This window comes from Kordiimonas lacus (assembly GCF_001550055.1).
Classification (GTDB): domain Bacteria; phylum Pseudomonadota; class Alphaproteobacteria; order Sphingomonadales; family Kordiimonadaceae; genus Kordiimonas; species Kordiimonas lacus.
The window spans coordinates 280,986-295,492 of sequence record NZ_LRUA01000002.1 but is presented as its reverse complement, the minus strand read 5'-3'; the positions used below and the strand labels follow the sequence as shown (position 1 = coordinate 295,492).

13 protein-coding genes are annotated in these 14,507 nt (G+C 53.3%); 6 read left to right on the top strand and 7 right to left on the bottom strand.

What is annotated here, in order from left to right:
- The first annotated feature begins 240 nt into the window (after nt 1-240).
- From KORLAC_RS02540 to KORLAC_RS02530, 3 genes are all read left to right on the top strand, one after another.
- Nucleotides 241-990 carry a hypothetical protein gene (locus KORLAC_RS02540; RefSeq protein ID WP_068302411.1) on the top strand — a complete coding sequence of 250 codons (750 nt, stop codon included), beginning with the start codon at nt 241-243 and terminating at the stop codon, nt 988-990.
- Nucleotides 987-1,544 (top strand): PadR family transcriptional regulator, encoded by a 558-nt coding sequence (locus KORLAC_RS02535; RefSeq protein ID WP_068302409.1) that lies wholly within the window; start codon nt 987-989, stop codon nt 1,542-1,544. Before KORLAC_RS02540 ends, KORLAC_RS02535 begins: the two co-directional genes overlap by 4 nt.
- Nucleotides 1,545-1,709: 165 nt before the next feature.
- Entirely contained in the window at nt 1,710-2,435 is a 726-nt protein-coding gene (locus KORLAC_RS02530) for a substrate-binding periplasmic protein (protein ID WP_160328580.1), read from the top strand.
- Between the two features lie 5 nt (nt 2,436-2,440).
- Here the strand turns inward: KORLAC_RS02530 and KORLAC_RS02525 are convergent, their stop codons facing one another.
- Nucleotides 2,441-3,403: a DMT family transporter gene (locus KORLAC_RS02525; protein WP_241493360.1), complete on the bottom strand. Its 963-nt coding sequence runs from the start codon at nt 3,401-3,403 to the stop codon at nt 2,441-2,443.
- 120 nt (nt 3,404-3,523) lie between these two features.
- Nucleotides 3,524-4,102 (bottom strand): PAS domain-containing protein, encoded by a 579-nt coding sequence (locus KORLAC_RS18615; protein ID WP_139167508.1) that lies wholly within the window; start codon nt 4,100-4,102, stop codon nt 3,524-3,526.
- A 322-nt stretch (nt 4,103-4,424) separates the two neighbouring features.
- Between KORLAC_RS18615 and KORLAC_RS02515 the strand changes: the two genes are divergently transcribed.
- A complete protein-coding gene (locus KORLAC_RS02515) occupies nt 4,425-6,515 on the top strand; it encodes a TonB-dependent receptor plug domain-containing protein (RefSeq protein WP_068302398.1) in 2,091 nt (696 codons plus the stop codon).
- Between the two features lie 187 nt (nt 6,516-6,702).
- Here KORLAC_RS02515 and KORLAC_RS02510 read toward each other — a convergent pair whose 3' ends face one another.
- Entirely contained in the window at nt 6,703-7,125 is a 423-nt protein-coding gene (locus KORLAC_RS02510; RefSeq protein ID WP_068302395.1) for a response regulator, read from the bottom strand.
- Between the two features lie 258 nt (nt 7,126-7,383).
- Between KORLAC_RS02510 and KORLAC_RS02505 the strand changes: the two genes are divergently transcribed.
- A complete protein-coding gene (locus KORLAC_RS02505; protein ID WP_068302393.1) occupies nt 7,384-8,094 on the top strand; it encodes a TonB family protein in 711 nt (236 codons plus the stop codon).
- An 81-nt stretch (nt 8,095-8,175) separates the two neighbouring features.
- Here the strand turns inward: KORLAC_RS02505 and KORLAC_RS02500 are convergent, their stop codons facing one another.
- Together KORLAC_RS02500 and KORLAC_RS02495 are read right to left on the bottom strand one after the other, a co-directional pair.
- The gene (locus KORLAC_RS02500) at nt 8,176-9,279 is read right to left on the bottom strand and encodes an acyl-CoA dehydrogenase family protein (RefSeq protein ID WP_068302390.1); all 1,104 of its coding nucleotides are present in this window, start codon (nt 9,277-9,279) and stop codon (nt 8,176-8,178) included.
- Between the two features lie 14 nt (nt 9,280-9,293).
- A complete protein-coding gene (locus tag KORLAC_RS02495) occupies nt 9,294-10,493 on the bottom strand; it encodes an acyl-CoA dehydrogenase family protein (protein WP_068302387.1) in 1,200 nt (399 codons plus the stop codon).
- Nucleotides 10,494-10,730: 237 nt separating this feature from the next.
- On the opposite strand from KORLAC_RS02495, the gene KORLAC_RS02490 reads away from it, so the two are divergent.
- A complete protein-coding gene (locus tag KORLAC_RS02490; RefSeq protein WP_082714460.1) occupies nt 10,731-11,879 on the top strand; it encodes a sensor histidine kinase in 1,149 nt (382 codons plus the stop codon).
- A gap of 15 nt (nt 11,880-11,894) precedes the next feature.
- Here KORLAC_RS02490 and KORLAC_RS02485 read toward each other — a convergent pair whose 3' ends face one another.
- Nucleotides 11,895-12,335, bottom strand: a complete 441-nt coding sequence (locus tag KORLAC_RS02485; RefSeq protein WP_068303121.1) for a response regulator — start codon at nt 12,333-12,335, stop codon at nt 11,895-11,897.
- Entirely contained in the window at nt 12,322-14,211 is a 1,890-nt protein-coding gene (locus KORLAC_RS02480) for a PAS domain S-box protein (protein ID WP_068302382.1), read from the bottom strand. The genes KORLAC_RS02485 and KORLAC_RS02480 overlap by 14 nt, the downstream gene beginning before the upstream one ends.
- Between the last annotated feature and the right edge of the window lie 296 nt (nt 14,212-14,507).

Sequence of the window (14,507 nt, the reverse complement as noted above, 5' to 3'; positions counted from 1 at the left end):
CGTGGATCAAGCGGTAGATCAGCAGCATCGACACAGTAACGATAAGATCCTGGTTATCTGAGAGCCAGCCAAACGCATGGCGCTTCTGGCGTCTTTTCAACCAAACTTTTCTTAAATTCCCCATTCATTATAGATGTTTATTCAGAAGTGGCCTGTCAAGTGAAAGCCCCCCCTCTTGAACCGAACACAAGCTTCTACTATATAAATATTTACATAGATAACAACCGAGGCACGGCTGCGATGGATATGCTCAACCAAATATTTCTCTATACCCACATAACCGCAGGCTTTATCGGCCTCGCGGCTTACTGGGTTCCCATCTTTGCCAAGAAAGGCGCGGTTAACCACCGGCGCTTTGGCAAGGCTTTCCTCTATGCCGGCTATGTGGTGGTGACCGCCGCGGTGCTTTCTATTGGGACACGCGCGATACGCTATGCGCTGTCTGATTACAGCTTCGAGCAACTGGAAAGCTTCTGGGGTTTCGCGATTTTCCTTGGCTACCTGTCACTGGTGACCTTCATTATGCTGCGTTTCGGGACGCTCGTTCTCTGGGAGAAGAAAGACCCAACCAAGCTTGCCTCCGCAGCCAACTTAGCGCTGGGGTACGGGGCAATTATCGGCAGTGTTGCGGTCATTGCCTATGCCGTTCTTGTTAGGCCTGAAGTGACAGTCGTACTGTTGGCACTATCGCCTATCGGGCTTCTGGTCGGGCCACAGATTGTGGGTTATTTCAAAGGGCGTGAAACATCCAAACGTGGCTGGTGGTATAGCCATATGGGCGCAATGATCGGTGCTGGCATTGCGTTTCACACCGCATTTCTTGTATTCGGCGCAACGCGCCTATTCGATATTGGCGTCGAAGGCCCCTTTGCCTTTGTACCCTGGATTTTACCAACCCTGATAGGCGTGCCAGCCAACATGATATGGGAACGCCACTACCGCAAAAAATTTGACGACCCCAAGCGAAGCAAGTTGGAGGCCCCAGCATGAGCCTGCAGCATATCCTGTTGGGCATTATCGCAGAACCCAAAAGCGGGTATGACATCAAACAGGAATTCGACAGTTCGCTGAAGCATTTCTGGTTTGCGGAACTAAGTCAGATATACCCGGCGCTAAAGAAGCTGGTAGCGGACGACCTAGCGCGCGTTGAGGGCGTACCGTCTGACAAAGGCCCAGACAAAAAGCTTTACAGCAGAACAGACGCTGGCACCCAAGCCCTGATAGACTGGCTACACACTGGGCCTGCCACCAGCCCGGTGCGGCATGGTTTCCTGGGTCAGGTATTTTTCATGGGAACACAAAAGGACCGGGAGGCCGCCCTAAAGTTTTTCAAAGAACTGAAGGCGCATTATCAAGCCCGTTACGCTGCACTTCAGGCTGTAGAAGCGGGTTGGAAAGCCCAGTGTCCGACCTACCCAGATGGCCTCGGCGACGATGACTTCTTCATGCAAATGACACTGGATGCCGGACTTCGCTTTCAAAGAAGTTACATGGATTGGTGTACCAATTCCATTGATCGGATCAAATCCCGCTATCATGACTAGTGCTTTGCCTTAGCAGAAAGGCAAAGCACTCGATGCTTTTGCCAATTGTTAATCATTGTTCCTATACCCTGTATCTCAAGGATCGATTAACCTCTCACCAAGGACCCTTGAATGCGCCCCTCCCTTCTGGCTCTATCCGTTGCCTGCTTGCTGGGATTGGTCGCGATGCCCAGTTGGGCGCATCATCCGGAATTCAAAGTCCCGCATATATTTGCGACCGGCTGGGGTATCACGCTCGACGCTGACGGCAGTGGCTTCTACAATGATTACGCCCGCTTCACTCTTGGCACAGACCTGAGCAATAAGAATTATCTGGTCGCCCCTTACAAGCGGGCCATGCGCGGCTTCAAACGCGACAAGTCCAGCTGTGTCTATCCAAAAAGCATTGATACACTTATGCGAACTGGTGATTGGGAGGAAGGGGAAAGCTTCATCGAAAGCGCCGCTATGCTGCGGTCCCCCTTAAGGGTTTTCACCCGGGACGACATGACCATCATCCACAGTCCAGCAGACCTAACGGGGAAGCGCCTGGCCTACGCACTAGGATCAAAAATACCCCATTCTCTTGGTGATATCGGAGTGGAATATATTCCTGTCGCAGACGAAGTGGACAAAGCTAAAATCCTGGATACCGGTACTGTGGATGCAATGATCGCAAACATGCCGGATGCTTTTTTTGTGTTTCAAAGCCTGGGCCAGCCACTACCGCCCCATGATCCGCACTATGACCCTATTCCCGTTCCGCGCATTCGGATTGTTTGCCATGACACCCCCAACAACAGGGACTTTATTGCGCAATTCAATCACCGTCTGCAAGAGTTGGCAGCTTCTGGCGAAATGGCCGAACACCTAAGGGAACTCGGGCTGGATCCAGCCGAATTCATGCCGTGAAACACCTAAAGCGGGGGGCTTGAGGCCTGCCGCCTTGTGCTGTTGCGCAGCCGCCTGAGCAGGCGGCCATCCAGAACCAGAAGACCAAGCCCGATCAGCGCAAGGCCAATGCCGTGGCCTAATTGCAAACTCTCATCCAGGAACAACACCCCGAAGGTCGTCGCGACCACCGGAATGGTAAGCGTCACCAACGACGCGCTGGTTGCGCCAGCCTCACTGATCAGGCGGAAGTACAACAGATATGCAAGTGCCGTTGAAAGCAGCGACAGAGACAATAGCGCGGCCCAAACTCTGGCCTCAGGCGGAGGCAGGCTTTGGGGCGCATCTACCAAAAAAACAATCGGAATCAACATAACCGCTGCCATTGTAACCTGCCCAAATGCCATCTGCACTGGCTTCAACCCCAACCCTACGAAACGGCGACCGGCCACAACTGCAAAAGCATAGGAAAGAGATCCTGCGAGGACAGAGATCTGCCCCATAAACTCGCCCGTAAGTCCTGCAAGGCTGCCTGGGCCAATGATGGAAACCACGCCAAGAAAACCAACCAATACACCAGAGAAGCGTCTCGCAGTCAGGCGTTCATCATGGATAAAAAAGTGAGCCACAAACACAGTGAAAAGCGGCATGGTGGCATTCAGGATGGAAGCCAGGCTTGAAGCAATCTGCGTCTGCCCCCAAGCGATCAGCGAGAAGGGCATGATGTTATTCAGAAGCCCCATCACCGCAAGAGCCCCCCATATCTGCCATTTGTTTTTGTGCCCGGCGCCGGGCACGGAAACCCCAGTCAGCTTCATGAAGCAATACAGGCCCAAAGCGGCCAGCGAAACCCGCACAGCAACAACAGTCAAAGGTGGCAAGGCAGTTATTGCCACTTCAATCGCCATGAAGGACGCCCCCCAAAGCACGGAAAGCATGGCCAGCAACCCCCATTGGCGTGGGCCCATTTGCGGGATCGGTTCTGTCACGCGGGAGTATCCTTCATAAGTAGCAATTATCGTCTTTCAAGACAGCAAGCGATACCGTATGACGCCGCGCAAAAATCTGCACGCCATTTCCGGACTTGTCACCAACATTTGAAAAAACGATCAGTCGTGCTGATCGTAGTCAAGGTCTGCTAGAACGTGGGTCACTTTGTCACCCTCACCAAATGGCAATACAATAGATTCCCCAAAAACTGACATCCCGTTCTTGGATACAAAATTGCCTGCCGTTCGTACCGGACGACGCAACAGGGCAACATGATCCAGAATACGGCGCGATCTTTCAGCCCTGTTGGGATCAGGAAATTCGCTAACAAGCTTGCCGGTCATCTCAGCGCCAAACAATACGCTAAGCGCTGTACCAAACACCTTATAGCGATAGTTCGGCCTGCCATCTGGCTGAAGCTCAATTTCCACGAGAAAAATATTGGGTAAGTGTCTTGGCAGGGCGGCTGGGTTGAAAGCCTCACGGGAGGGCATTACTCCCTTGGAAGGACGCAACGACAGATAATGGTCAAACATGTCCCTAAGATCTGCACTACGTATTCCTGCCTGCATGGAACCCTCACCTACCAACAACTGCATGTCTGCACTTGCCGAGGGGAGGCTATCCAATTGGCTGGTCAAGCTCGTAGCTTCAAACGATGATACTAAACTGCCGTCTCCTGCATCTCCAGGAACCATGGCAAACCTCTCAAACACTATTTGACCCCGGGAACAGCTTAGGCCCGAATTCCTTTCGCAATTGTAAATCCGCTAAAGAATTGTTGACGCCCTGATTTTATTTTTTTAGCCCCAGCATGAGTTCGGCTTAAGGCTGGCTGCACCTAAGGTATCGTGCGCAGTCAGATCGATTCAATTTATCGCGGCAAGGGCTCTTTTCACCGCAAAAGACCAGCCCCAGGCCCATTAAATCATTAGTTTGAAGCCGGACATTATAACAATTCAAGTCAGCACCACCCTTTCGCAGGGTCCGGGAAGCAGACATGCTCTGGGGAAATTTGGAATGACGAAAAGGGCCACACGACAGGCCTACGGCTCCCTTGTATTTGGGTCCGCACTTGCTTCGGCCATCTTGCCTGCTGCCGCTTCGGATGCAACAGTTAACGCAAGTGCGTCCGTGACAATTGATGTTGACCACCAAGCCTTCGATGCTGACTTCTTCGAACAATATACGCCTCAGACGGCACTGGATATGATCAACCGGCTGCCCGGATTTGTGTTTGACGCTGGCTCAAGCGCGAGGGGTTTTGGCGGCACAGCGGGCAATGTTCTTATCGACGGCACGCGGCCGACATCAAAATCAGGCGGCCTCTCGGAAGCCCTTTCCCGAATTCCGGCAAGCCAGGTGTCCCACATTGAAATACAGCGCGGCGCTATTGGCGCAGGTGAAGCGGCCGGCCAAAGCATGATTGCAAACGTCGTTCGCTTGAAAGATGTCAGCACAGGCACCTGGACAGTCGGGCTCCGCAAGTTTGACAAAAGCCAAATCATGCCGTCCGTTTCCGGCACATTCAGCACCCAACTAATGGGATGGGACACATCCCTTAAATTGGTGACCTTTTTCAAGGACGAATCCCGTCAGGCCGTGATCAGCCGCCGGGATGCAGGCGGTGCGCTTACCAAACGACAAACTGAGAACCGAGCCGAACGGAACCGCGATGGCACCTTTTCGTTCGATGCCGGTCGGGACGCTTTTGGCGGTCGACTGCAGTTGAACGGCCGGTTAGGGTTCGACAGTTGGTACGGGGACACTGAGCGCCTTGGTCGCGGCGCGGGCCTGGCAACAGCTCCGGTGACTGATCGCTTTTTTGACGACCATAACTGGGAAGAATATTCGGGTGAATTCGGGGCCGACTGGTCGCGCACATACGACAGCGGCTGGAAGTGGCGCCTTATTGGCCTGACCACAATTGAGGACTGGACAGCCGTTGACGAGATTTCATTCGAAACACCGTTGGGAACGCCGTCCTCTTTCAGCACCTTCACTGCCAAGGAAAAAACCACCGAAACCATTTTTAGAACCACGCTGGGCAAAAACGGGCTTAGCCGCTTCAAGCCCGAGTTCGGCATTGAGGGAGCCTTCAACACGCTGGATGGCAGCCTGGAAATCAGCCAACGGGACAGCAGTAGCATGGAGACATTCTACCGCGCGCCCTCACCTGTTCGGGTTGAGGAAAAACGAGCTGAGGCCTTCGTCAATATGGTTTGGCAGGCCTCTGACAAGGTCACTCTTGATGGTGGCCTGAAGGCAGAAATTTCACGCATCTCCACATCAGGGCACGCCGAACAGGCACAGACCTTCAAATTCCTGAAGCCATCCCTGGGGGCAACGTTCAATATATCCGACAATCTGCAGTTTGATGTTAAAATGGAGCGGCTTGTAGGCCAGCTTGACTTTGGCGATTTTGCCGCAAGCGCGGACGCAACAGACGACCGCGTTTTTGCCGGCAACCCGAACCTGAGGCCTGACCGTACCGACCGCCTCGAAGGCACAGTCAACTATCAGTTCAGCGACCGGGGCGCGCTGTCACTGACCCTTTTTCACGAGTGGAAAGACGACGTGCTTGAACGCATCGTGTTACCAAGTGGCGCACAGGCCCGCGCCAACGTCGGCAGTGCCCGCCGCTGGGGCCTTGATGCCCAGGCCAGCATTCCTCTTGATCAATTACTGAAAGGCGGACTGCTGGAGGTAGAGCTTTATGCCAAAGAAAGCAGCTTCCTTGATCCGCTCACCAATCAGACGCGCAGGCTCCATGACTTCAAGCCTCTGGAGTATTTTATCGACTTCCGTCACGACATTCTGAATTCGGAATGGTCATGGGGCGTGGAATATGAATCAAACTTCAACTGGCATGGCTATTTTGTCGAGGAATTCGAGGATTTCGAGGGTAGTGACCGCTGGGACCTTTTCATTGAAACCACCCAATTTTTCGGCGTGAAAATGAAACTGACAAGCTTTTACACCTTCAGTGTCCAGCGTGACCGTATCAGATATCTTTACGCACCAACCCGTGGCGATACCTTTATCGGCACCGAGATCTCCGAACGTGAACGAGATACCGGATTCCTATTTGAAATCTCTGGGCAGTTCTAGCCACTCACCGAAGCCCGAAAAATTAAAGCCCGCGCGTCTATGGGGGGCTGACGCGCGGGCGATCCCGGGAGCTTAGGGGGAGGTAGGGGAACGCCCCGGGCACCACAAAAATGGGGGCCACAACTGAAATTGTAAGCCCCCGCCCGATCACGTTTTCTTGAACCGCACCTATGCGCAGTTCAGCACGTCAACTGAACATCTTAACCAACCGAGCACGCAGCTTTTCCGGGTCGATCGGCTTCAACAAATAGTCCTTCACGCCCAAGCCCTTAGCACTCAGGATATGGTCCTTTTCGGCACTGCCTGTAAGGAACAGCACAGGTGTTCTTGCGCGCTTGGCATCAAATCGGATGTTGGCGCCATCCCGCAGTGTACGAACAAAATCAATACCGCCCATTGGATCCATATTGATATCACAAACAATCACGTCAAAGGCACGGCGATCAAGCATCTTGAGGGCATCAGAACCGTCTTGAGCTTGCAATACCTCTGTGAAGCCCAGGCTCAGGAGCAACTTCTCCAACATCTTGCGGATGATTTCCTGGTCATCAACCACCAGGGCCGTTCTTCCCCGCAACACGCCACTTGGCCTGATCTCAATGTCGCCCATAGGTCCTCCCTGCGCTGTGACCCCGCGTTCAGCCATCCCTATAGGAACCATACATAATGCTGCGCGCCGACACAATCTGTCAGTTCGCACGAAAAAACGACGTAGTTCTGGTCACTTGAAGGGCGTTAATTTGATATAAACCAATGTTACCTATTCTGCCCGACATAGGACAGACAACCACCACTTTATAGGTATCGGAAGCCTGCCCGACAGTTCTGCGTTTGTTGCCTTTAGCCCTTTCCGCAAGGAGAACGCGCAATGTCGCCAACGTCCACCCGTACTATATTCACCCTCGGCCTATTCGCTTTTTTATGCGGCACCACAGTGCCCTCAGCTACCGCACAAGACTATGACCTCGCCACATGGGGCGAGCGAGTCTATGACGCTTTCGCGTCCAAGCAGCGGTATCCCAAGCGCGCGCTGGACGCCAAACTGGAAGGCACAGTGAAGGTTGAAGTTACTGTCGGCCAGAACGGCGACATTATCGGCTTCAGAATCAACCAGTCGTCGGGCCACAATGTGCTGGACGGTTCGGTCCTGCAGATACTGAACCGGATCAACCCTCTGCCCCCGCTGCCTGAGGGGTTATCCAGCTTCAATTTCAAGATTCCGCTTCGATTCAATATGGACGAGCAGCAAACCCAGCTGGGTGCCGATATCCAGGTAGCAGAAGCCACACCTGACTGGCAGGGCTGGCAACGTGATGTCTCCCGTATTCTGGCAAGATACCAGGGCTATCCAACACAGCTGATTGAAGAAGGCATTGAAGGCACGGTCCGGGTTAAGGTGCAGATTGCCATGGACGGCACCATCCTGGCTCAGCAGGTAGTCGAAAGCTCAGGCAACCCGATCCTGGACGATGAAGCCGTCGACCTGATGCGCCGCGTCAGCTTCCCTAAGCTGCCTGAAAACAGGGAAAGCGTGTCGCTGACCATTCCCCTCAGCTACAAGATCAACGCTAAAGGGTAGACTGCCCCGAGGTTCACGACATAGAGGCAACAAAATGCCCGGCTGCAAAAGCCGGGCTTTCTGCGTTCTAGCGGCAGTCTTTTAAGCTGCTTTTGACAGCTTCTGGAAGCGCTTCAGGTGGTAATCGGTGTCACCGAAATAATGATCGATCATCACAAGCCTCTTGGCAACATGTGCCAATTCAAGCTCCCAGGTCACGCCGATACCACCATGCATTTGCACCGCCTCTTCAGCGACCATTCGGCCCACACGGCCTACTAGGGCCTTGGCAGCAGACAGATGCTTGTCGCGGTCGCCAGCGTCCAGCTTGGAAGCCGCCAGCAGCACAATTGACCGCACTTGCTCGATCTCGAGGCACACGTCCACAAGACGGTGCTGCAGCACCTGGAACTTGCCAATCGGCACTCCGAACTGTGTCCGGGTACGCAGGTATTCCAGCGTGGCGTCGCGTGCATTTTCCATGGCACCCAGGCTTTCCGCGCACAGCGCGAGTGTAGCGCGCGCAAGAGCCCGGCCAAGGGCCGCCTCCGCAGCATCGCCCGAAAGCAATACATCGTCCGCTGCCACGGCGACATCTGTGAAGGTCACTTCAGCGGCGCCAAAACCGTCATGAGTTTTAAAGGCCTTGATGGCAACGCCTTCAGCATCCTTCGCAACTAGTGCCAGTACCAACTTGTCGCCATCTTTGGCGGACACAACCAGGGTGTCGGCATCGCCGCCATTGATCACAAGCGATTTCGAACCCGACAGCTTGCCACCAGCGATTGTCGCATCCACCTTCGCCGCATTGTAGCGTGCACCCGGTTCATAGTGCGCCAGCGCGAGCTTGTGCCCACCGCCGATCACGTCATCAAGAAGAGCCGGACCACGACCTTCCGCACCTTCTTCAGCCAGAAGCCCAGCCCCAAGTACGGCCGTTGCGAGGAAAGGCTCCACCACGATCTTGCGGCCAAGCTCCTCGGCCACCACCATGATATCCAAGCCTGACCCACCAAGACCGCCAACCCGTTCCGGTAGCACGGCCGCCACCAGGCCCAGTTCAGCCATCTGCGCCCAAACCGCTTCATCATGCCCCTTTTCAGAGCTGATCAGCTTCAACCGGCTTTCAAAATCGCACTGCTCACGTACAAAGCGCGAGACCATGTCCTTGAGCATGCGGTGATCATCAGAGAGATTGAAATCCATACCTAAATCCTCCCTTAAAGCCCAAGAATCATCTTGGAGATGATGTTGCGCTGAATTTCGTTCGATCCGCCATAAATTGAGTATTTCCGGCGATTGAAATATTGGCCTGCATAAAGATGTGCGCCTTCTGGGCCGACCGGTTCCATGTTGGAACCCAGTTGATCCAGCTCCGGCATGAACGGTAGCGCGTAGGGGCCAACAGCCCGGCGCATCAGGTCACTCAGCTCCTGGCGGATCACAGACCCCTTGATCTTGAGCATGGAGCTTTCAGCCCCCGGCGCGCCGCCAGCCTGAGCCGCCGCAAGCACCCGAAGGTTGGTCAGTTCCATCGCCATCAGGTCGATCTCCACATTCGCCAGACGCTCCGCAAAATGCGCATCGTCAATCAAACGCCCGCCTTCACCGTCATCGGTGTCGGACGCGATCTTTTTCAGCTTTTTCAGTGTTTCCTTGGCCGCAGCCACACCTGCGATACCAACACGCTCGTGCTGCAGCAGGTATTTGGCGTAGGTCCAGCCCATATTTTCCTGACCGACCAGGTTTTCAACCGGCACCTTGACGTTATCGAAGAATACCTCGTTCACCTCGTGACCGCCCTCGATGGTGATGATCGGGCGCATCTCAACGCCTGGGGTGTCGAGATCGATCAACAGGAAACTGATGCCGGTCTGCGGCTTGCCTTCACTGGATGTCCGTACAAGACAGAAGATCCAGTCGGCATATTGGCCAAGCGTGGTCCAGGTTTTTTGACCATTAACAATATAATGGTCACCGTCGCGTACTGCTTTTGTCTTGAGGCTGGCAAGGTCCGAGCCAGATCCCGGCTCCGAATAGCCCTGACACCACCAATCGGTACCGTCAAGGATGCGCGGCAGATAATGGGCCTTCTGTTCGTCCGACCCGAATGCAATAATCACCGGACCCAACATGGAAAGCCCGAAAGGTGGCAGCTCTGGCGCGCCAGCCCGCACACACTCTTCTTCAAAGATGTGCTTCTGGAATGGGGTAAAACCCGATCCACCAAATTCCTTGGGCCAGGCGTGGGCCACCCACTGTTTTTCCTGCAACGTGCGTTGCCAATTCAGATAGTCTTCTTTTTCCAGAGCAAGGCCCGCTTTGGTCCGCTCTGCAATATGGCTTGGAAGCCTGGCTTCCAGGAATGACCGTACTTCCGCACGGAAGGCCAGGTCCTCTTCACTATATTCAAGACGCATTGTTCGCCCCTTCAAATCTATACCGCTTGGGTCCACTGTATATCCGGGGAAAGAGTTTAGGGCGCCTTACCGTCCCTTCAAGGGCCATAGACCGCGAAAAGGTTAGAAAGGTGCCTTTAAAAGCCCGTTAATGAATAGTCTGCACAAATTGGCAGCCTCATTAGTAAAATTTTATGAAATAGCACGCTAACATTTGATTTATTCGACAATAAATCGTACCAATATCGTCTTGTATTTATGCGCCCCACTATGGCGAAACCTAGGGGAACTGCATTGCCGATACACCATAGAGATATTTTGCTTGTTGATGACAGCGGCGCTGACTGCCGCTTCATTGAACACGCGCTCAAACGTTCAAGTGCCAGCTACCATATAGATTCCGCGCATACAGCCGCAGACGCGCGCCGCAAGATTGCCGAAAAGCATTATGACTGCATGCTGATCGATTACCGGCTTCCGGACCTGGACGGGCTGGAACTCATGGAAAGTATTCACCGTGATATTGAAACCGGCTTTCCAGGCCTCGTGATGATCAGTGGAGAAGGCAGTGAGCGGGTGGCCGCTAAAGCCATCAAACTGGGGGCGCATGACTACCTATCCAAAAATCAGCTGAACTCCGGAAGGCTGCAAGAAGTAATCGATAGCGCCATCCGACGGGCTCAGGAAAAACGTAGCCAAGTGCACCAGCAAATGCTGATGGAAAATTTTGCATCCACCGCAGCGCATGACCTTGCCAATCCTCTCAACGGCGTCATCGGCTTTGTGTCGCTTGCCCAACAGATGATGGAAAGGGGCGAGATTGACCAGATACCTGACTATCTGGACAGCGCCCTGAAGGCGGCCCACTATATGAAGCAACTGGTTATCGACCTGTTGCACTTTGCGCGAACTGGCTCTTCGGCAGAAGCATGCGAGCCCGTCAACCTTACAGACACAGTACAGCTGGCTGCGAATTTACTTGAGGAAGCCATTGAGGCGTCGGGTGCTGTCATTGAATTGGAGACGTTGCCGAAGATTGAAGGCTATGTCACGGAGTTGACACAGATGTTCCAAAACCTTATCGCCAATTCAATCAAGTATCATTCTGACGCTCGCCCCGTGATCACGATCAGCGCCGAAGACATGGAGGATAGCTGTATTATCACGATTACCGACAATGGCTGCGGCGTACCTGCTTCTGCTCGTCGCCAAATCTTTTCACCCTTGTTCCGCATCCACCGGAAAAACACCACGGGCTCCGGCCTTGGCCTCGCGACATGCGCCAAAATTGCTGAGATGCATCACGGGCGGATCTGGTGCGAAGGGCGTGCGACTGGCGGCAGCAGATTCAAGATCGAATTGCCAAAGAAGCAACCTGATCAAAATCTGCCTAATGACATGATCTAGAACGCCACCACAGCCTCACGGACGCGACGGCAATTCCGCACTGTGCAACCAAAATTCCGAGAGAGACTGAATGGCATCCACAAATCCGTTCAAGTCGTGCGGCTTTTTGACAAAGCTGTTTGCGCCCAGTGCGTAACAATCCTGAACATCACGTTCATCATCTGAGGTACTGAATATAACCACTGGAATAGACTTGTACCGATCATCATCTTTGATCGTACGCAACACTTCACGCCCATCAACACCTGGCAAGTTCAAATCCAGTAGCACAAGGGAAGGCCACCGGTTACCGCTGGGCCGCCTGGACATGGCCAGATAATTGATCGCCCGACGTCCGTCTTCACAGTGATGTACCGGGTTGTCGACACCCAACTTCTTGAAGGCGCGCTTGGTTACGCGGACGTCCGCCTCGCTATCTTCAACGAGTAAGATAAGGTCGGTCTCATTGTCCGCCATCATGTGACTCCATTTGAATGGGTAGGCCAAAGGAGAAGGTTGTTCCCTTTCCTTCCTCAGTTTCGAACCTGATCCAGCCGCCACTGTGATCCAGAATGCGCTTCACAATAGCCAAGCCAGCACCAGTTCCGCCCCCGAAGGCGTCTTCACGGTGGAAACGCCGGAACATGTCGAACACTTTGTTCTGAAATTCCGGCGCAATGCCGATGCCATTATCTGTGACATTCAGTATAGCAAACTTGCCGTCCGTACGGCCAGAGATTTCCACTCTTTTTTCCGATTTATCATTGTACTTCACACCATTAGTAATCAGGTTTCGGAAAATGCTGGTAAGATGTGCTGAAGGGAAAACATGCCGTGGGAGGTCTCCAACCACAACAACTTCCGCACCATGCTCGGACAAGAAGCCACCGATATCATCCAGAACAATTTCAACCGCCTTATCGGCTGCAATCTCTTCTCCTTGTCGTTCACCGCGCTCGATGCGGGAATATTCTCGCAGGTCGTCGATCAGCCTCTCCATACGCATCGTCAGCCGCGCAACCGTATCAAGGTCCTCCTGGTATTCCTTCTCGAGCTTATCGGCACATTCTTCACGCACAATAGATGAAAGATTATGAATACCCCGCAACGGTTCTTTCAGGTCATGCGCTGCGATATAGACAAATTGGTCCAGCGCTTCATTGGAAGCAGAAAGCTTGCCGTTCAATTCGCGCAGCTCTTTTTCAGCAGCCTTTGCATCAGAAACATCCCGCGCCACTACAGCCGCCGCGACAATCTGGCCGTGCGGATTTTTAACCGGGGAAATGGACATGGATACATCAATTTCATGGCCATCGGCATGGCGGTAAACCGTTTCATAGTGGCGAACCGTCTCTCCGGCTGCAATCTGGGCAAGGATATCATGCAACTCCCCGGACTTACCTTCTGGCAAGATCAGCGTACCCGGCCAGCCAATGGCCTTGGCAGCGGAATACCCAAACAGCTGCTCCGCGCCCGGCGCCCAGCTCTGGATTGTGCCCATGAGATCAAGGCTGAAAATGGCATCATCACAAGCCTCAATGGTAGCGACCAAACGGCGACGCTCGGTTGCGACCCGCATGCGTTCCGTAACGTCCACAATTGTAGCAATCACAACGATTTCTGGATCGTCTTCAACCGGCGTCAGGCCAATTTCCACAGGGAACAGCTCGCCACCCTTTCGTTCGCCATAAAGCTCCATCCCCTGCCCCATTGGACGGGTTTTCATATTAGTGAAAAATCTCTCGCGGTTGGCTGGGTGCTTCGCCCGAGCATTTTGCGGCACCAGAATTTCAACAGGCTGGCCCATTAACTCGTCTTCCGAATACCCAAACAGGTTTGTCGCACCGGGGTTTACCACCTGAATCAATCCGCGCGAGTTCACTCCAATGATCGCTGGTGAAATCTTGTTGATCACCAATTCGAGCCGACGGCTTTTCTGTTCAAGTTCTGCAGTTCTCTCCGCCACCTGTTGTTCGAGCAATGCATGGGTTGGTATCTTGAGTGCAGCAGGAATGAGTCGCCAGACGGCGACCGCTGTGAGGAGAGACACAATGGCCGTACCGGCCTTTGCAATACCCGACATGCCATAGGTACCATGCCATACCGTGATGATCCCAAAAATGTGAGTTACTCCGCACAGGAAAATGAACGCCGAAAAAAGATAGAATATAGAAGTGAACTGAACGTCAGGGCGTCTGCGTATGAACACCATGAGACTGATGGGGATGGAAAAGTAAGCCAAGGCGATTACCGCATCAGAAACCACGTGGGTCCACAAGATTTCCGGCGCCCACAGGAAGCAGTAGCCATGTGGCATAAAATCGGTAGACATCATATTATCAAGAAGGGACATGATTGGTGTTCTCCGCCTACTGTGTCGCTGAAGAAAACGTGACCTTAACACTATAAGAGACACCGAACAGCAGATTGGTCACCTTGCACGTAAGGATAGCAAATAGAGGCACAGAAGTAAGGGCAATATTCCAGCTATCCCTTCATAACAGGCCGAAAACTTGCTATAGATTTCATGGGGTTGAACACTGAAAAGGAACGCTAAAATGGCTCAAAGCCGCACAACCCTGCTGTTTTTTCTGACCATTTTACTCATATTTTCCAGCCCAACCACTGCTGAGGAAAACTTGTTCGGAA